This is a genomic window from Mesonia sediminis, assembly GCF_042684705.1.
GTDB lineage: Bacteria > Bacteroidota > Bacteroidia > Flavobacteriales > Flavobacteriaceae > Mesonia > Mesonia sediminis.
In genome coordinates, this window is the sequence record NZ_JBHULZ010000041.1 from 410,814 (window position 1) to 430,308 (window position 19,495).

Annotated in this window: 19 protein-coding genes; 14 read left to right on the plus strand and 5 right to left on the minus strand. The window is 36.3% G+C overall.

Going from position 1 to position 19,495, the window contains the following annotated elements:
- Positions 1-8 precede the first annotated feature (8 nt).
- A complete protein-coding gene (locus ACFSQ0_RS09895) occupies positions 9-1,559 on the minus strand; it encodes a serine hydrolase (protein WP_379047647.1) in 1,551 nt (516 codons plus the stop codon).
- 44 nt (positions 1,560-1,603) lie between these two features.
- On the opposite strand from ACFSQ0_RS09895, the gene ACFSQ0_RS09900 reads away from it, so the two are divergent.
- A complete protein-coding gene (locus ACFSQ0_RS09900) occupies positions 1,604-2,389 on the plus strand; it encodes an alpha/beta fold hydrolase (RefSeq protein ID WP_379047650.1) in 786 nt (261 codons plus the stop codon).
- Positions 2,390-2,589: 200 nt separating this feature from the next.
- Here the strand turns inward: ACFSQ0_RS09900 and ACFSQ0_RS09905 are convergent, their stop codons facing one another.
- Complete coding sequence (locus tag ACFSQ0_RS09905; RefSeq protein ID WP_379047653.1) at positions 2,590-3,936, minus strand: aspartate kinase; 1,347 nt, start codon at positions 3,934-3,936, stop codon at positions 2,590-2,592.
- A 101-nt stretch (positions 3,937-4,037) separates the two neighbouring features.
- Here ACFSQ0_RS09905 and ACFSQ0_RS09910 point away from each other — a divergent pair, with 101 nt between their 5' ends.
- Together ACFSQ0_RS09910 and ACFSQ0_RS09915 are read left to right on the plus strand one after the other, a co-directional pair.
- The gene (locus tag ACFSQ0_RS09910) at positions 4,038-4,700 is read left to right on the plus strand and encodes a hypothetical protein (RefSeq protein ID WP_379047656.1); all 663 of its coding nucleotides are present in this window, start codon (positions 4,038-4,040) and stop codon (positions 4,698-4,700) included.
- A gap of 14 nt (positions 4,701-4,714) precedes the next feature.
- On the plus strand, positions 4,715-4,903 hold the full coding sequence (locus ACFSQ0_RS09915) for a hypothetical protein (RefSeq protein ID WP_379047658.1): 189 nt from the start codon (positions 4,715-4,717) through the stop codon (positions 4,901-4,903).
- A 55-nt stretch (positions 4,904-4,958) separates the two neighbouring features.
- Here ACFSQ0_RS09915 and thiL read toward each other — a convergent pair whose 3' ends face one another.
- On the minus strand, positions 4,959-6,017 hold the full coding sequence (thiL, locus tag ACFSQ0_RS09920; protein ID WP_379047661.1) for a thiamine-phosphate kinase: 1,059 nt from the start codon (positions 6,015-6,017) through the stop codon (positions 4,959-4,961).
- A 332-nt stretch (positions 6,018-6,349) separates the two neighbouring features.
- Between thiL and ACFSQ0_RS09925 the strand changes: the two genes are divergently transcribed.
- The 11 genes from ACFSQ0_RS09925 (at position 6,350) to ACFSQ0_RS09975 (ending at position 14,810) form a co-directional block, all read left to right on the plus strand.
- Positions 6,350-6,679: a HesB/IscA family protein gene (locus ACFSQ0_RS09925; protein WP_379047663.1), complete on the plus strand. Its 330-nt coding sequence runs from the start codon at positions 6,350-6,352 to the stop codon at positions 6,677-6,679.
- A gap of 229 nt (positions 6,680-6,908) precedes the next feature.
- Complete coding sequence (gene sufB, locus ACFSQ0_RS09930; RefSeq protein ID WP_379047666.1) at positions 6,909-8,357, plus strand: Fe-S cluster assembly protein SufB; 1,449 nt, start codon at positions 6,909-6,911, stop codon at positions 8,355-8,357.
- 9 nt (positions 8,358-8,366) lie between these two features.
- Positions 8,367-8,765: a hypothetical protein gene (locus ACFSQ0_RS09935; RefSeq protein ID WP_379047669.1), complete on the plus strand. Its 399-nt coding sequence runs from the start codon at positions 8,367-8,369 to the stop codon at positions 8,763-8,765.
- A 1-nt stretch (position 8,766) separates the two neighbouring features.
- Positions 8,767-9,522 carry a Fe-S cluster assembly ATPase SufC gene (gene sufC / locus ACFSQ0_RS09940; protein ID WP_147862186.1) on the plus strand — a complete coding sequence of 252 codons (756 nt, stop codon included), beginning with the start codon at positions 8,767-8,769 and terminating at the stop codon, positions 9,520-9,522.
- Between the two features lie 46 nt (positions 9,523-9,568).
- The gene (gene sufD, locus ACFSQ0_RS09945) at positions 9,569-10,882 is read left to right on the plus strand and encodes a Fe-S cluster assembly protein SufD (RefSeq protein ID WP_379047672.1); all 1,314 of its coding nucleotides are present in this window, start codon (positions 9,569-9,571) and stop codon (positions 10,880-10,882) included.
- Positions 10,883-10,885: 3 nt separating this feature from the next.
- Positions 10,886-12,106, plus strand: coding sequence for an aminotransferase class V-fold PLP-dependent enzyme (locus ACFSQ0_RS09950; RefSeq protein ID WP_379047675.1), 1,221 nt, complete (start codon positions 10,886-10,888; stop codon positions 12,104-12,106).
- A complete protein-coding gene (locus ACFSQ0_RS09955; RefSeq protein WP_379047678.1) occupies positions 12,103-12,522 on the plus strand; it encodes an META domain-containing protein in 420 nt (139 codons plus the stop codon). The genes ACFSQ0_RS09950 and ACFSQ0_RS09955 overlap by 4 nt, the downstream gene beginning before the upstream one ends.
- 50 nt (positions 12,523-12,572) lie before the next feature.
- The gene (locus ACFSQ0_RS09960) at positions 12,573-12,953 is read left to right on the plus strand and encodes a SufE family protein (protein ID WP_379048821.1); all 381 of its coding nucleotides are present in this window, start codon (positions 12,573-12,575) and stop codon (positions 12,951-12,953) included.
- 4 nt (positions 12,954-12,957) lie between these two features.
- Entirely contained in the window at positions 12,958-13,287 is a 330-nt protein-coding gene (locus ACFSQ0_RS09965; RefSeq protein WP_379047681.1) for an SUF system Fe-S cluster assembly protein, read from the plus strand.
- 8 nt (positions 13,288-13,295) lie between these two features.
- Positions 13,296-13,808 carry a DUF2480 family protein gene (locus tag ACFSQ0_RS09970; protein WP_379047684.1) on the plus strand — a complete coding sequence of 171 codons (513 nt, stop codon included), beginning with the start codon at positions 13,296-13,298 and terminating at the stop codon, positions 13,806-13,808.
- Positions 13,809-13,880: 72 nt separating this feature from the next.
- A complete protein-coding gene (locus ACFSQ0_RS09975) occupies positions 13,881-14,810 on the plus strand; it encodes a DUF3078 domain-containing protein (RefSeq protein ID WP_379047687.1) in 930 nt (309 codons plus the stop codon).
- A gap of 72 nt (positions 14,811-14,882) precedes the next feature.
- On the opposite strand, the gene ACFSQ0_RS09980 is transcribed toward ACFSQ0_RS09975, so the two are convergent.
- Positions 14,883-18,335, minus strand: coding sequence for an efflux RND transporter permease subunit (locus ACFSQ0_RS09980; protein ID WP_379047690.1), 3,453 nt, complete (start codon positions 18,333-18,335; stop codon positions 14,883-14,885).
- Positions 18,335-19,495, minus strand: a complete 1,161-nt coding sequence (locus tag ACFSQ0_RS09985; protein ID WP_379047693.1) for an efflux RND transporter periplasmic adaptor subunit — start codon at positions 19,493-19,495, stop codon at positions 18,335-18,337. Before ACFSQ0_RS09985 ends, ACFSQ0_RS09980 begins: the two co-directional genes overlap by 1 nt.

The following is a 19,495-nucleotide window of genomic DNA, read 5'->3' on the forward strand; positions in this document are numbered from 1 at the left end:
TAAAAGACCTAGTCTTTAATCCGCTTTAGCTTTAAGTCGCCAAAGTCGAAACTAAAATCGGTAATAGGAGCAATATATTGCATACGCGCTTGTTGGGCAATTGCGTTTTCATCAAGACTAAAAATCACAAAAACATCGGCATCAAAGCTTCTGTTATCCCACTTGGCAACATAAGTGGTAGCGTTATAAGGTAATAAATCGCCCACCAGTTGAGAAGATCTAAAAGAAGCTATGCGTAATTTACCTTTATCTTGATAGATTTTAAAGGTTCCCATCCAATTGTCTTTGTATTCTCCAATTATTTGTTTTGGAGTAATAATTTGTGGATTTTCTTTGGCTAAATCCACTTGATGGTAAACCGCTTGTTTTATACTATCATTTTTGGCTAGCCAATCTTGGTTTTGCTTATCATAACGTGATAACCAATCTCTATTTTTATACCCTAGGTAACTATCTTTAATCGTATTAGTAATGGTTTTAAAAGCATTACCATTCATTTGATTGGTGAGAACCACAATACCAAGGTCTAATTCTGGAATTAGGGTAAATTGAGTTACGGTTCCTAGTAAACCGCCGGTATGTGTTACTTCTTTATAGCCAGCAACATCTTTAACAAACCAACCTAAAGCATAGCCAAAAAAATGCGTGTTATAATCGTTTTTTGGGCTTACCGGTAGTGGAGTTTGCAATTGCCAAAGTTGGTGCAATTGCTTGGCAGGTAACAATTGTATGCCGTTTTTGGTTTGAGCATTATTCATTAAAAATTGAGCCCATGTAAGCATATCGGGAATATTGCTCATAATTCCTCCTGCGGGATTGGCGGTTTCGCTCCAGTCGTGCGGTATTTGAATCACTTTACCTTCGGTGCGGGTATGCGCCGCTATACTATTGCTTTTATCGCTTACTCGATTGTAGGCTGCCTTACTGTTTTTCATGCCTACCGGTTGCATAATACGCTGCTCGATAAATTCCTCCCAACTGAGTCCGCTTAAACGTTCAATTACTTCACCGGCAACAATATACATATTATTGTTATAAGCAAACTCACTTCTCAAAGAGCTAGTTGGCGTTATATGTTTTAAATTGGTTACAATTTCTTGGGCGCTAAAGTCATTTCCTTCAGGGAAAAACATCAAATCTCCTGCTCCTAAACCAAGACCGCTATTATGGGTGAGTAAATCTTTAATGCGCATATTTTCGGTGGCATAAGCATCTTGTAACCGGAATTCTGGCAGGTGATCACGCACTTTGTCATCCCATTTTACCAAACCATCTTCAACCAGCATGGCCAGAGCAAAAGCAGTAAAACCTTTTGAGTTAGAGGCAACCCCCACTAATGTTTTCTCGTTCATTGGTAATTTAGATTGTAATGAACGTAAACCGTGACCTTTGGCATAAACTACCTTCCCGTCTTTTACAATACCAACAGAAATACCAGGCACTTCAAAAGTTGTTAAGGTGTTTTTAACCAAATCATCAATTTGTTTTTCGCTAAGTTGTGCCTGGGAAATGGCGGTACAAAGCATGAATAAAAATAAAAGGTACGGACTAATTTTCATAAGTAGTTAGACTTTTTAAGGAGTGAACATTGTATTTTTGCGCTATGCAAAATTTCATCAAATACAAAAATATACAAATTGCCTATACAGACACGGGGCGAGGTGAGGTAATTGTACTTTTACACGGTTTTTTAGAAAACCTCAGCATGTGGGAGGCTATACTGCCAGAATTGCCTAAAAAAAAGCGCTTTATTTGTGTAGATTTATTGGGGCATGGCAGTTCGCAGCGCTTGGGTTATATTCATACTATGGAAGAGATGGCACAATCAATTAACCATTTGCTCAATCAACTAAATATAAAACAAGCTACTTTTTTAGGACATTCAATGGGAGGTTATGTTACACTGGCTTTCGCGGAATTATTTCCGTTTAGGATAAAAAAAATGTTGCTTTTAAATTCAACACCGCTAGCCGATTCCTCCGAACGTGTTGTCAATAGAAATCGAGCCATTCGCCTGGTAAAGCAAAACAAGAATGCTTTTGTGCGGATGGCAATCACTAATCTATTCGGAAAAGAAGGTGGAGAGCAATCACAAGAACACATCAACACGCTCGTTGAACAGGCGCAGCAAATGCCAGCAGAAAACATTGTAGCGGCCATAGAAGGTCTGAAATCTAGAAAGGATAGAACCCATATTTTGAACAATTTTACTGGAGAGAAAATATTCTTGGCAGGTGAAGAAGATGAAATTGTTCCTTTAGAAAGCTTACGGCAACTCGCCAAAGCAACCCAAACTCAACTTATAACCTTTAAAGGCGGACATATGACACATTTAGAAGCTAAAGAAGAATTGTTGGGGTTTTTTAAAAATTCGATTAAAATCAAATAAATTAGATTAATTTTTTCTTCTTAAAACTTTGTTAAGTTGTGTTTTTTTTTTTTTTTTGCCGCCGTGTTTGGCCAGGGAATCTAATGATTTATATAATTCCAATTTTTTAAAATAAGAATTAATTAAAAAAACCAGCTCCTAAAAGCTGGTTTTTTCGGTTTAACAAAATAAATACTTAGGGTAACCGAATATGAATTTTGTTATTCAACCAATTCAGGCAGTTCTTTTTTTGGGGTGCGAAACACATAGTGGTTAAGTTTATTTAAAACTGCCTTTTTGGCTGAAGTATTTACCAATAAAGATATATTGTTGTTGCTGCCACCGTATGCAATCATACGTAAATTTACATCTTGCATTATTTGAAAAAGTCTTGAGGTATCTGGATGATTAACAATAGAATTACCAACTAAGCAAATAATACTCATTTCTTGTTCTATTTGAACGCGAGAAAACACCGATAACTCATGGGTTATTGGTTCTAAATAAGTGTCGTTGTCTATGGTTAACGAGATGGCAATTTCAGAAGTAGTTATCATATCTATGGATGTTTGATAACGTTCAAAAATGTCAAAAACCTTTTTTAAAAATCCGTGAGCCAGCAGCATGCGTTCAGATTTTATTTTTATAACGGTAATGCCATCTTTGGCAGCAATGGCCTTGATCCCGGTCTTACAGGTTTTTTGTGTGATTAAGCTCCCTTTCGCTTCTGGTTGCATGGTGTTTTTTAAACGTACAGGTATGCCTAGGTTTTTAACAGGCAATACCGTTGCCGGATGCAGGATTTTTGCGCCAAAATAAGCCAGCTCAGCCGCCTCATCAAAAGATAATTCTGCTAGTGGTTTGGTGGGCGTTACATACCTAGGATCATTATTGTGAAAGCCGTCAATATCACTCCAAATTTGAACCTCTTCTGCTTCTAAACAAGCACCAATAATCGTGGCGGTATAATCGCTCCCGCCACGACCTAAATTGGCAATTTCACCCTTGGCATCTAAACAAATAAAACCTTGGGTAATCCATATAGGATTATTGGGGTAACCTATACAATGTTGTTTAAGCTGTTGCTTGATATAAAAATAATCGGGTTCACCGTCTTTATCGGTGCGCATAAAATCTAGAGCAGGTAAGTATATATGCTCAATTTGTTGTGATTTAAAATACAAACTTATTAATCGACTAGAAAACAATTCTCCTTGAGCAATAATCTCATTTTTTAAGCTTTCGCTGAAGGGCTTTTGGAAACATCCTGCCAACCAGGCAGCTAGTAAATCAACATATTCTAGGGCTACCTGAAGTTGCTCAGGATGCTTTTCCAATAGATCACAACTAAATTTTCTAAAGTGATGCGTAATTTGTTCGATTAACTCATTAGTGGCTTTAAAATTTTCCTGCGCCAAGCAATCGGCAAACAGTGTCAACTGGTTGGTGCTGCCGCTCAATGCCGAAAAGACCATAAATTTTGATCCTGGCCTTTGAGCTATATGGGCAATTTGTGCAATGTTATTTGCACAGCTTACAGAGGTACCACCGAATTTTAAAACTTTCATATTGGTTTAATCTGAGTTCAAATGTATAAGTACATTTGAATCATTCCATTTTTTTATAAAAAATTGACTAATTTTACACAGTTTGTTAAATATATAACATTATGAAGACCGTAGCACAGGCTGTTGGAGAAGTGGTGAAAGGGCAACACTTTTTAGAAGAAGCTTTAGCTCGAGGTATTGTAAATTATAGTGCTTTGGCAAGTGATTTACAGCCTAAAATTAGCGATTTGCTTAGAAAACCTGTAAAGACCGGAGCTATTATGATGGCGTTGCGTAGATATCCTATCCCACCGCATATTCATCAATCTGGGCAAATAAAAAATAGCCTACGGCTTTTGGGGGATATAACCTTAAAATCAGATATTGTGGCTTATACATTTGAGAATTCTGCCACTTTAATTCCATCTCAAGTAAAGTTACTCGATAAAATAAACCATCGAGAGCAACTTTTTTATGCGTTTACCCGAGGTATAACTGAGAGTAATTTAATGATTTCTGGTGCACAGAAAGATTTAGTGAGTAGTTATTTTAAACGAGAAAGGCAAATGCATTTTCGGGCAAAATTATCCGCTATAAGCGTAAAACTACCACAAGATAATTATAAGATTACCGGATTGTACTATCAAATTTTTAAGGATTTAGCCTGGAACGGTATTGCGGTTTATGATGTGGTATCAACCACCAATGAATTTATAGCCTTGGTAGATGATGCGCTGGTTGAAAAAGCTTTCACTGTTATAAAACGTCTAAAATCAAACCATTAAATAATTTATATTAAATGAAGAAAAGGTTACTCGCTATTCTAGTCCCTGTTGTGTTTTTAAATGCAATTGTTTTATGGCAATTGTTGAATCAAATAATAAATTATGAAGATCAGCTTTGGAGGTTATTAGCACTTTTGGGAGGTTTTTTGTTAATAACTCCGTTCTCCATGTGGATTATATTAAAGTTGATGAAATCAAAATAAATCCATTAAAAATCCCGCTTATTGGCGGGATTTTTAATGGATAAATGCTTACGTTTTATTCTTTATCATTTGCATCTTCAAAAGAATTCCATCCTCTTGCTTTAATAGGTATTTTTTGGTTCGCACGAGTTATTAAGTGCATACCTTCTTTTTCTTCGGTCATATGGCCAATGACGGTTAAATTTGGGTTGCCCTTAATCTTATCGTAATCGTTTTGATCTATGGTAAACAATAATTCATAATCTTCGCCACCACTCAAAGCAATGGTTGTACTGTCTATATTAAATTCTTCGCATACCGAGATAACAGCTGGGTCTAACGGAATTTTTTCTTCAAACAAATTTGCTCCAACCTTAGCATTTCTGCATAAATGTATTATTTCAGAAGAAAGACCATCGCTAATATCTATCATACTGGTAGGTTTTACTTTGAGCGCCTCTAGAAGTTGAGGAATGTCTTTTCTAGCTTCAGGCTTTAATTGGCGTTCAACAAGATAGGCATAAGGTTCTAAATCGGGTTGCGCGTTAGGGTTTACTTTAAACACCTCATTTTCTCGTTCTAAGACTTTAAGTCCCATAAATGCAGCGCCAAGATCACCCGTTACTACCAATAGGTCATTCGGTTTTGCTCCACTTCTATAGGTAACTTTATCGGTTTGCACTTGTCCAATCGCGGTAATGCTAATTACAAGACCACTTCGTGATGAGGTAGTGTCGCCGCCTATCAAATCAACTTTATAAGTGTCGCAAGCTAAAGTAATACCAGCATATAATTCTTCAAGCGCCTCTACAGGAAAACGGTTGGATACCGCTATAGAAACGGTAATTTGTGAGGCTTGAGCGTTCATGGCATACACATCAGATAAATTTACCATCACGGCTTTGTAGCCTAAGTGTTTCAATGGGGTGTAGGCCAAATCAAAATGAACCCCTTCAATCAGCATATCGGTGGTGATAACACTTTGCTCTTTTTCGTGATTAATCACTGCTGCATCATCGCCAATGCCTTTATGGGTGGTTGGCTGGTGGGTTTTTACAAAGCGAGTAAGGTGATCTATAAGTCCAAATTCGCCTAATTCAGATAAGCTGGTTTTGGGTAAATTGTCTTCAAACATAAGTGAATTTTCCAATATTTATAAAATGCAAAATTAGTAGAATAATGACTAACAGGAGGCATATTAGTAAAAATTTATCGCTTCCGCGGAAGCGATTCTAGATTTAAAATTTAAAAAGGATGCCTGGCACTTGCTGTTCAATCCTATGCTGCTTTTTGCTATTTGTAAACTATTTATTTTTAGGTGTTTATGGTAGATATAATATAAAATAGAAAGGGATTATGCCTTATAATTTAAACCTATGCCTAAATAAATAAAATAACTGAAGTCGCTATGGGATTAAGCAGGCTATATTGTATCTTTGTGGGCAATATAGTTTAAATAAAATTGAGATGATAAAAGTAAGTGAACAAGCTAGGCAAAAACTTTCTGGATTAATGGCAGAAGAAGGTTTTGATGCCCAACAAGATTTTGTGCGCGTAGGAGTAAAAAGCGGCGGGTGTTCTGGTCTTTCTTACGACTTAAAATTTGATAAAACTAAGCAAGACGAGGATAAGATTTTTGAAGATAATGGCGTAAAGCTAATCGTAGATAAAAAAAGTTTTTTGTACTTGTTGGGTACCACCTTAGAGTATAGTGGTGGGCTTAACGGCAGAGGATTTGTTTTTAATAATCCCAACGCGCAACGCACCTGTGGTTGCGGAGAGTCTTTTTCGCTTTAATTATTTGCGAAAAAAAGCTTAATACGGGTTTGTAATAACGACAAAATTTAAGAGCCGTAAAAATGGTTTGCTTTTTATCAACCAAACAGCCTTAGGGCACAGTAGAAAAATAAAAAATTTCAAATTTTGAAAATAAAAGTTAATGAAGCAATAACGGTTTTTAGTGTTACAAAAGAATAAAAGCTTGAGACTAAATGCCAGTAGCGGAGTTAACCTTAAACTTGATTAAATGAATAAATTTACCGAAGACGACTTAAGAGAAGAGTTGAAAACCAAAGAGTATGAGTATGGTTTTTACACCGATATTGAGTCTGATACATTTCCAGTAGGACTAAACGAGGACGTAGTACGCGCCATTTCAAAAAAGAAAGAGGAGCCAGAATGGATGACCGAGTGGCGATTAGAAGCCTTTAGAATTTGGCAAGAAATGGAAGAGCCAGAATGGGCAAATGTGAAATATGAAAAGCCTGATTTTCAAAATATCTCTTATTACTCGGCTCCCAATAAAAAGCCAAAGTACGAAAGTTTAGATGAGGTAGATCCTGAACTATTAGATACATTTAAAAAACTAGGTATTTCACTTGATGAACAAAAGAAATTGGCTGGTGTAGCTGTAGACGTTGTAATGGATTCAGTTTCGGTAACTACTACATTTAAGAAAACTTTAGCCGAAAAGGGTATTATATTTTGCTCTATGTCTGAAGCGATTCAAGAACACCCAGAATTAGTAAGAAAATACATCGGGACGGTGGTGCCTAAAAAAGATAATTTTTATGCGGCCTTAAATTCAGCCGTGTTTAGTGATGGTTCTTTTTGCTATATCCCTAAAGGGGTAAGGTGTCCTATGGAACTTTCTACTTATTTCAGGATTAATCAGGCTGGTACAGGGCAATTTGAACGCACCTTGGTGGTTGCTGACAAAGGAAGTTACGTAAGTTACTTAGAAGGGTGTACAGCGCCACAACGGGATGAAAACCAGTTACACGCCGCAGTGGTAGAACTCATCGCGCTCGACGATGCCGAAATTAAATACAGCACCGTGCAAAATTGGTACCCTGGTAATGCCGAAGGAAAAGGAGGGGTGTTTAATTTTGTAACCAAACGAGGCCTTTGCGAAACCAATGCCAAAATAAGCTGGACTCAAGTGGAGACAGGAAGTGCCGTAACTTGGAAATACCCAAGCTGTGTGTTAAAAGGAGATAACAGTATAGGTGAGTTTTACTCGGTTGCTGTAACCAACAACCACCAACAAGCTGATACCGGTACAAAAATGATTCATTTAGGTAAAAATACCAAGAGTACCATCATTTCAAAAGGAATCTCTGCTGGTCAGTCGCAAAATTCTTACCGCGGTTTGGTGCAAATTAGCAAAAGAGCCGAAAATGCACGTAACTTCTCAGAGTGTGATTCTTTATTGATGGGTAATGAGTGTGGAGCGCATACTTTCCCTTATATAGAAACCAAAAATAAATCGGCACAAGTAGAGCACGAGGCAACGACAAGTAAAATTGGTGAAGATCAAATTTTTTATTGCAACCAGCGGGGTATAGATACAGAAAAAGCCATAGCGCTAATAGTAAATGGTTTTAGTAAAGAGGTGTTAAACAAACTACCGATGGAGTTTGCCGTTGAAGCGCAAAAATTACTAGAAATATCTTTAGAAGGTTCTGTAGGATAAAAAATAAATATGAGAAAAATAGCGCTTATTTTTATAGTGGCAAGTTTGTTAATTGCTTGTAACGATAATAAAAAAGAAGGCCAAAAAGAGGCTGAGTCAATTACAACTACAGAACAAGAAGATGGTTTAGTAGTATTAAATGGAGAGTTTATTTATTTAAACGAGGCCGCCGTTTTAAAAGGCGATAGCTTTTTGTATGCGGTAGAGCAAGATAGTATGATGCGTGTATTAGATAAACAAGCAAAAGTGCTAAAACGCGATAAATTTGACATGATTCCTGTTGAGGTAAAAGCAAGCGTAAAACCAAATCCTGTTAAAGGAGGTTGGGAACAAATTATAGAAATAAAAGAAATAATAAAGGTATCACCGCCTACACAAGAAGGTGTAATTAAAGTTAAAGCAAATTAATATGTTAAAGATAAAAAATTTACACGCCAACGTAGAAGGCAAGGAGATTTTAAAAGGAATTAATTTAGAGATTAAAGCCGGAGAAGTTCATGCTATAATGGGACCAAACGGTTCGGGTAAAAGTACATTGGCTTCTGTTATTGCAGGTAAAGAAGAATACGAGCAAACAGAGGGTGAGATTATTTTAGAGAACGAAGAGATATCAGAACTAGAGGCCGATGAGCGTGCGCGAAAAGGAGTGTTTTTATCCTTCCAATATCCAGTTGAAATCCCTGGTGTTTCGGTGACCAATTTTATTAAAACTGCAATAAACGAAACAAGAAAAGCTCAAGGTCTTGAAGAGATGCCCGCTAAAGACATGTTGAAAAAGATTAAAGAAAAATCTGAATTACTCGAAATTAAGAGAGGATTTTTGTCGCGCTCTTTAAATGAAGGCTTCTCTGGTGGAGAGAAAAAAAGAAATGAAATCTTTCAAATGGCTATGCTCGAGCCCAAATTTGCTATGCTTGATGAAACCGACTCAGGATTAGATATCGATGCGTTACGTATTGTTTCAAATGGTGTAAATAAATTAAAAACTAAAGATAATGCGGTTATGGTAATCACCCACTACCAACGCTTATTAAATTATATAGTTCCTGATTTTGTTCATGTTTTGATGGATGGGAAAATTGTAAAGTCTGGAGGTAAAGAGTTAGCACATAAATTAGAGGAGCACGGTTACGACTGGATTAAAGAAGAAATGAAAATGGCCTAAACGTAGTGCTTTTGAGAATTATTAATGAACGACTGAATTAAGATCTATGGATTTAAAAGATAAATTAATATCTTCTTTTTATGCCTATGAAGACCATCTACAAGTTACCGATCAGGTTCACGATGTAAAGGTTCAGGCAATAAAAGATTTTGAAACACTAGGTTTTCCTAAGAAAAAAGAAGAAGCCTGGAAATACACCTCCTTAAACAAATTACTTAAGCAGGACTATAATTTGTTTGCTCAAGTTGAAGATGCGTTAGACTATAAAGAAGTAAAAAAATACTTTATACACGAGATTGACACGTATACCATTGTGTTTATTGATGGCGTGTATGCTTCTCAACTATCTAGCACAACACACGATAAGATTGATGCTTGTTTGATGTCTTCGGCAATGGAGAAGGAAAAATATGCTGATTTGCTTGAGAAATACTTTAATAAAATTGCACCAAAATCCGGTTTAAACGCCCTAAATACTGCGTTCGCCAGACAAGGGGCCTTTATTAACATTCCTAAGAATACCGTAGCAGATAAACCCATACAAATTATCAACTTCTCTACGGGTAAAGAAAATAATCTTATGATTCAGCCCCGAAATTTAATTGTGGTAGGGGAGAACGCCCAGGTAGAAATTATTGAGCGTCACCAGAGTTTAACCGAAAATCCTGTTTTTACCAATTCGGTTACAGAAATCTTTGTGGACAAACGCGGTATGCTTGATTTCTATAAAATTCAAAACGATACGCACCATGCCTCTTTGATTGATAACACTTTTATCAAGCAAATGGCAGAAACGCATTGCTCGGTACATACCTTTTCGCTAGGAGGAGCTTTAACTAGAAATAACCTAGAGTTTTACCAAAAAGGAGAGCACTCTAACTCTATTCTTAAAGGTGTAACTTTAATCGAAGGTAAACAACACGTAGATCATAATACCCTAGTGCACCATACTCAACCTAATTGTGAGAGTCATCAAGATTATAAAGGTATATATGATGAAAAATCGGTTGGCGTATTTAATGGTAAAGTTTTGGTTGAAAAGATTGCCCAGAAAATTAACGCTTACCAAAGTAATAACAATATTTTGGCCCACGATGATGCCACTATCAACTCTAAACCGCAATTGGAGATTTTTGCAGATGATGTAGCTTGTAGTCACGGTTGTACCATTGGGCAATTAGATGAAGAAGCATTATTTTATCTTAAATCTAGAGGAATACCGGCCAAAGAAGCTCGTGCTTTATTAACCTATGCATTTGCCAACAATGTCTTAGAAAGTGTAAAAATTGGAGCCATCAAAAAACGGATTAATAAATTAATAGCCAATAAATTAAATGTAAATTTAGGCTTTGACTTATAAATTATGACAAATTTCCCCATAGATAAAATTCGTCTAGATTTTCCAATCCTACAGCGAAAGGTAAATGGAAAACCTTTGGTGTATCTTGATAATGCAGCCACATCGCAAACCCCTAAACAGGTAATAGATTGTATAGTAGAGTACTACTCGCTTTACAATGCCAATATCCACAGGGGGGTGCATACGCTATCTCAAGAAGCCACAGATGCGTATGAAGCTGCTCGGGAAAAAATTAGAGTTCATTTTAATGCAAAACATCGAGAAGAAATAATATTTACTTCGGGAACCACCGAGGGAATCAATTTGGTGGCGCACGGTTTTTCAAAACGATTGAAAAAAGGAGATGAGGTTATTGTTTCGGCTTTAGAGCATCATTCCAATATTGTGCCGTGGCAAATGATGTGTGAAGAAACAGGGGCTAAATTGCGGGTTCTTCCTATGTTGCCTAATGGCGAATTAGATATGAACGCTTACGCGGATTTGGTCAATGCCAATACGAAATTGGTTTTTGTAAATCATATTTCAAACGCTTTGGGTACCATTAATCCAATAAAACAAATTATTGAAAAGGCAAAAAAGGTGGGAGCCGCTGTCTTAATAGATGGAGCCCAAGCTGCACCCCATATCAAAGCCGATGTTCAAGACTTAGACGTAGATTTTTATGTTGTTTCTGCACATAAAATGTGCGGTCCTACGGGCGTTGGGGTATTATTTGGTAAAAAAACTTGGTTAGAAAAACTTCACCCTTATCAAGGCGGTGGAGAAATGATAGACCAGGTGAGTTTTGAGCAAACAACTTACGCTGGTTTACCTCATAAATTTGAGGCCGGAACACCAAATATTTGTGGAGGTATAGCCTTTGGTGCCGCCATTGATTATATGAATACAATTGGCTTTGAGGCTATAGCGCAATATGAGCATGACTTATTAGTAAAGGCAACACAAGCTTTATTTGAAATTGATGGCCTTAAAATTTATGGTACGGCAAAAGAAAAAACTTCGGTAATTTCATTTAATATAGAAGGAATACATCCGTATGATATAGGTACTATCGTTGATAAATTGGGTATTGCCGTTAGAACAGGGCACCATTGTGCTAAACCTATTATGGATTATTACAAGATTCCGGGTACGGTTAGAGCCTCATTCGCATTTTATAACACCTTTGAAGAAGTAGAAGCCTTAGTGCAGGCAGTTAAAAAAGCTAAAGAAATGCTATCATGAAAAGAATACTAAGTTTAATGACGGTACTGCTATTGTTTGTGGGCTGCCAAGAAAAGCAATCCGATAAGCAAAAGATGGATGCGCTCAAGCAGCTTGAAAGTGGTGCCTATGATATTGAGTACATAGACGATAAAGATGTAACACCAAAAAAGATAAACCTTATTGCTATGCTTGAAGAGATGCAATTGGTGGGCAATGTAGTTTGTAATAAATATACTACTAGCTTTAAATTAGAAGATGATTTTGGAATATTTGTAAAACCCGCAGGAGTAACTCAAGCGGCTTGCGAAGACCAGGATCTAGAAAGAGAGTACTTAGAAAGACTGGCGAAAGTTCGGTTTTATGCCTACGATGGTGAACAGCTGATCTTGAAAGATGAGAATAAGAAAGAATTAATGCGCGGAAAAAAGAATTGATTGTGAATACGATTAAAGAGATACAAGAAGAAATAGTAGATGAGTTTTCTATGTTCGACGATTGGATGCAGCGCTATGAATATATGATTGAGCTGGGAAAATCATTGCCACTTATCGAAGAACAATATAAAACCGATGATTACAAAATTAAAGGCTGTCAAAGTCAAGTATGGGTCCATGCCGACTTTCAAGACGGTCAAGTGGTATTTACTGCCGACAGTGATGCTATAATTACCAAAGGTATTATAGCTCTTTTGGTGCGTTCATTTTCGCATCAAAAACCAGAGGATATTATAGCTGCAGACACCCAATTTATAGATGAAATTGGTTTAAAAGAGCATTTATCTCCAACCCGAGCAAACGGTTTGGTTAGCATGATAAAACAATTAAAAATGTATGCAATAGCTTATCAAGCTAAAGCAAATAATTAAAACTATGGGTAAATTAGAAGATATAGATGTAAATGAACTGGGTGAGAAAGTTGTAAAGGTAATCAAGACCATTTATGACCCAGAAATACCTGTTGATATTTATGAACTAGGACTTATTTATGACGTTTTTGTGAATGAAGATTATGAAGTTAAAGTGTTGATGACACTTACCACTCCTAATTGTCCGGTTGCAGAAAGTTTACCTCAAGAGGTAGAAGAAAAAATTAAGAGTATTGACTTGGTGAAAGATGCAGAAGTAGAAATAACTTTTGACCCGCCGTGGTCCCAGGATTTGATGAGCGAAGAGGCCAAACTTGAACTCGGTATGCTTTAATTGTAGATATGAAAAATGAGCCTATCATAAATAGAGTAGCGAATAGTGCATTAGTAACCATAGATTTAGAAGATTTATATCAACCTGGCCCAAGGCTAGGAATTGATTTATCACAATGGTTACTAGAAGGTATAGTCTTGCGTGAGAAAGACTTCCGTAAAGCTGTAAATAGTCAAGATTGGCAAAAATATCAAGGAGCCTATGTTTATCTATTTTGCAGTACAGATGCTATCTTACCCGGTTGGGCGTATATGTTTGTAAGTCTACAATTAGGTGATTTTGCCAAAAAAGTAGTGATGGGTGATGAATTTACATTAGAAAACACCTTGTTTACTGAAGCAGTTAGAGATTTTGATGCTTCCATTTATCAAGATAAGCCGGTTATTATAAAAGGCTGCGCTAAACGTGAAATTCCACCCAATGCTTATGTGCTGTTGGCTCAAAAACTCCAAGCTTATGCTAAAAGTATTATGTATGGTGAGGCTTGTTCGGCCGTGCCAATGTTTAAACGCAAAAAGTAGTGACTAAACTATTGTTGGCGATGAGTTAGATTGTTATATTTTTGTGATTGATAAAAAATAACAAATCAATTCATGAAAAAAATTACAATCACTTTACTTTTGTTACTAATTGCGCAAATGGGATTTGCCCAAGAAGAGAATCAAGAACAATCAGGATGGTTGGGTACAGGAACATTATCACTGCTATTTAATCAAGCTGCTTTCAATGCCGAATGGCAAGGAGGAGGTACTTCTAACTATGCCGGTAGTCTTAATTTTAATTACGATTTAAACTATAAAAAAGGCGATCTTACCTGGGATAATAAATTTATTGCTGATTTTGGTTTAACGAAGGTCAAAGATCAAGAGTTCACGCGTAAAACAAATGATCGGCTTGAAATCAATTCGATATTGGGTAAACAACTGCAAGAATCTAACTGGTATTACTCCTTCTTTTTAAATTTTAGAACCCAATTTGCAAAAGGCTATGAGTATAGCGAAGCCGATGTGATTGATCCTATCACCAATGATGTAATTGGGGTAGAAACTGTACGAACAGAAACAACTCACTTTTTATCGCCAGGTTATTTACAAGCAGGTCCAGGTATGTTATGGAAGAAAAGCGACAAAATAAAAGTGAACATCGCTCCTGCAACAGCAAGATTGATATTTGTAGATGATGCTTTTACCAGCGTAGCAGGTTACACAGATGGTGGCTATTTTGGTGTAGACCAGGGAGAGTCTACTCGATTTGAATTTGGAGCTTCTTTAAATGCATTTGCTAGTTTTGAGTTGGTTAAAAATGTAAGTTTAGATAATATATTAAGCTTATATACCAATTATTTAGAAGATCCTCAAAACGTTGATTTAGATTATACTGCAACGCTAAATATGAAAATCAATGATTATTTAACTACCAGCTTTATTTTTCAAGCAATATATGATGATAACGCTATAAGCGGATTTCAAATTAGAGAGGTGTTAGGAGTAGGATTTACTTATAAACTTAATCCTCAAGAATAAAACAAGCTTTTTTTAAGGACAAAAAAAGGAAATCTATAAAATGATTTCCTTTTTTATTTTTCAAGATAAATTTTAAGCCACTGCTTTTTTCTTAAATCTTATTTTGGCACGGTTACTAAGGTAGAACATAATAGGCACAATAATTAAAGTTAAGAAGGTGGCAAATATGAGCCCGAATATCACTGTCCAGGCCAAGGGTCCCCAAAAAATAACATTGTCTCCACCAATATACACACGTGGGTCATAGTCTGTAAATAAACTAAAGAAATCTATATTTAAACCAACTGCGAGCGGAATTAAACCTAAAACCGTGGTTATAGCAGTTAACAAAACAGGTCTCAATCTTGATTTTCCTCCCGCAACAATAACTTCAAAATACTGTTTTTTGCTAAGTAGTTGGTCTGAGTCTATTTTCAATTGTTCTTTTTTACGGTCAATTAGAATTTGGGTATAATCGATAAGGACAATAGCATTGTTTACCACAATTCCGGCCAAAGAAATTATACCCATCATGGTCATGATAATGATAAAATCCATCTGAAAAACAATTAAACCATATAAAACCCCTACAAGACTTAAAATTACTGCCATTAAAATAATTATGGGTTTAGAGATAGAATTAAATTGGGCCACTAAAATCAATAGGATACCTCCAAGTGCAATTAGCAGTGCTTTCACTAAGAAGCTCATATTTTTTTCTTGTTCTTCTTGCTCTCCAGTAAATTTAAAATTAACATCTTTAGGAAGCTCGTAGCCTTTTAGCTCTGATTTTAATTTATTAACGATTTCGGTAGGATTATATCCCGTAAGAACGTTTGAGTACACGGTAACCACCCTTTTTAAATCTTTTCTTTTAATTGCACTAAAGGCAGCCGATTCTCTTTTATTTACGAGTGTTGAGATAGGAATTTGCATAATTTCACCCGTATTTTGGTTTTTAAAAGTAATGGGCTGATTGAACAATGCACTTTCATCAAATCGTTTACTTTCGTCAAATCTTATATTGATTTCGTAATCATCGTCACCTTCTTTATAAGTAGAAATCTCTTCGCCATAAATGGCTCTTCTAAGCGTTTGACCTATCTGAGCAGTACTTACTCCAAGTCTTCCCGCTTTTTTCCGATCAACACTTACATTGAGTTCTGGTTTAGCTTTGTTAACATCAATTTTAAGCTCCTCTATACCTTCAAGCTTTAAATCATTGATATAAGCACGCATTTGTTCGGCTTCGTGAAGTAATTCGTTATAATCTTCTCCTGTAACTTCTATATTTATTGGATAGCCCGTAGGAGGTCCTGCTTGGTCTTTTTCAACGATGATAGAAACACCGGGAAAACCTTTTACCGCCTCACGTACTTCAGATAAAACCGTACTACTTTTTACTCCTCTACGAAGGTTAAACTCACGCATTGAGAGAGTAATTTTTGCTTTATGAGGCATTTCATTCTGTTGGCCTCCATCGGTTTGTGGGTTTCCAGCTCCCTGACCCACTTGAGAAATTCCAGATTCGACCATATAGTTGTAACCGTCTGCATCTTCGTATTTTTTAATACTATTAAAAATACGCTCTTCTATTTGCTTTGTGAGTGCGTTGGTTTTTTCTATAGCCGTACCTTCGGGGTATTCGATATAGGTGATTATCTGGTTAGGTTCGTTTTCAGGGAAAAACAAAACTTTTGGTTGAACCACACCAAGTAGAGCAAAACTGGAGATCAAAAGACCTAAAGTTCCAAAGAAAAACAAATAAGCCCGTTTTCCGCGTAAAGCGAACTTTAGAGTTTTTTCATAGAAATTTTCTAATTTTTTTAGTGATTTATATTGAAAATAATCAACTGCTTTAACCAAAAATAGGCGGTATACCCATATTAAAATAAAAATTAGAATAGCTAGGTTTCCTAAACCACGCAGTAATCCAGAATCGGCTACAAAGCCTAAAATCAGGAGGATTAATCCGAATATTGCAACAATAGCGGTTATAAAGATTATACGTTTGCGACTTACTTGTTTTTCCTGAACCAGCATATACTTAGAGGTAAGCATAGAATTGATGATCAAGGCTACGAAAAGCGATGACCCCAATACTACCGACAAGGTAATGGGAAATATAACCATAAATTTACCAATGGTTCCTGGCCAAAGTCCAAGGGGGAAGAAAGCTGCTAGGGTGGTAGCTGTACTAGCGATGATAGGCCAAGCAATTTCTCCTAATCCTTGTTTGGCTGCTTTAATTCGTGGCATGCCTTCGCTCATTAGCGTATAAACATTTTCAACAACTACAATACCATTGTCTACCAACATACCCAGACCCATTACCAAAGCAAAAAGCACCATGGTGTTTAAGGTAAAGCCCATACTAGACAAGATGATAAACGACAAGAACATAGAGAGCGGTATGGCGATTCCTACAAATAATGCATTCCTAAATCCTAAGAAAAACATAAGAACCCCAACCACTAAAATAACTCCAAAAATAATGTTGTTTACCAAGTCATCAACTTGGCTTTCGGTTTTTATAGATTGGTCGTTGGTTAAGCTAATATGTAGTTGCTCTGGCAGGTAATTTTCTTGTTCATTTTTAATGATATCCTTGATGCTTTCTACCGCCTCAATCATATTTTTACCTGCTCTTTTTTTAATGTCAAGCATTACCACAGGTTGCCCATATTCTCGTGCAAAGGTGCTAGCATCTTTCTCAGAAAAATTAACTTTTGCTACGTCTCGTAAATAAACAAGCCCCCCTTCACGTTTTATGATTACATCTTCAATTTCTTTTGGGTTCTCAAACTCCCCAACAACCCGAATATTTTTTTCGACTCCATTTGTGGTTACATTACCTCCCGAGATAGTTTTATTTTCAAAATTTACAGCGTTTATAATATCATCAAAACTCACCTTAGAAGCGGTCATTTTATAAAGGTCTACTGCAATTTCTACTTCTTTTTCTTCGGCACCTCGTATGGTTGCTTCTTTAATTTGTGGTAAAATTTCAATCTTATCTTGCAGATACTCGGCGTAATCTTTAAGCTGAGGCACTGTGAAGTTTCCCGTTAAATTTACATTCAAGATTGGCATCTCTTCAGAGATATTTAAATCGAAAACGTTAGGTTCTACTTTGGCGCCATTGTCTAGTGTTGGCCAAGTAGTTTCAGCTTTCACCAGATCAACTTTATCTTTTACTTTTACTTTAGCATCTGAAACCGAAACGTCTTCTTCAAATTCTACGATTACCATTGAGTAATCTTGTAAGGTGCTTGAGCTTATTTCTTTAACCCCAGCTATGTTGTTAAATTCTTCCTCAAGAGGTTCGGTGATAAATTTTTCTACATCCTCTGCAGCGTTACCCGGATTAATAGAACTAACATAAATCTTGGTTTCTACTACCTCTGGGAAAGCCTCTCGGGGCATACTGTAGTAACTTAAAAGGCCTCCTAACAAAACGATACTAATGATAACAAAAACAGTCATGCTGTTTTCTATCGCCCAAGTAGATATAGAAAAATCTTTATAGGTATTTTTATTTGCCATTATGCTTTGGTTTTCACTTTTTGTTGATCGCGCATGCTTCGAGCCCCTTCAATAATTATTATTTCTCCGGCTTTCAATCCTGCTTTAATTTCGATTTTATTGTCGTAAGTTAAGCCCGTTTTTACTTCGCGTTTGTGTGCTACGCCTTTATTGTTTTCTGTAGGTTTGAAAACATAGGCTATATGTTCTCCAGCAGCGTTTTCCTGTAAAATGCTTTGCGGAATAACAATCGCATTTTGAGCAGTATAATCGTTTATTTTTAAAGTAGCAATTTGGTTAGGTTTTATGCCTTGAGTTTTTGCTGGTAAATTTATCTTAACTTCAAAACTACGGTTATTAGGATTAATATAATTGGCTACTTGATCTATGCTGCCAGCTATAGATTTGTCTAAAGCAGCAAATTGAATTTGTACCTCTGTGCCTTTATTAATTTTACCCAAATAACTTTCGGGAACCTCTGCGGTAATATACATTTCATCTAGATTAACCAGTCTAAAAAGAGCGTTTTGTCCTGGATTTACCACTTGACCTTCGTCGGCAATAACCTGGTCTATGGTGCCCGAAAATGGTGCCCGTACAATCGTTTTAGCCAATTGAGCACGTAATTGCTTGGCTGAATTTTGAACGGACTCAAAGTTTGATTTAGCCTCTAAAAATTGTATTTCGCTACCTATCTTTTGTTTCCATAGACGTTCTTGACGTTCAAAAGTGGTTTTTGCCAATGATAATTGGGTCTCTATTTGAGCAAGTTGACTACTCAAACCGCCATCATCTATACGCGCTAAAATTTGACCTGCACGAACTTGATCACCTTCCTTTACGGATATGCTTTTTAGAATTCCACTATATTCTGGATATATTACGATATTTTTATCGGTGTCAACATCTCCTTGAATTTCTAGATAATGCTTGAATAAGGTGTCATTTAATTCAAGTGTAGTGACTAAGCTACTTTGGTCTGTGGTATCTAACTTCTGTAACTTTTGATTTATTTTGGTTAAATCATCTTTGATTTGCATCTGTTGTTGTGAAAGTTGTGATTTCATTTCGCGTAAGCGCTCCATATCATTACTTTCTAACACTTCTTCAATATTGGCCTGTTTATTTGAACAGCTCCAAAGACTAATGAATATAATTAATAAGCTAATTGATTTTTTCAT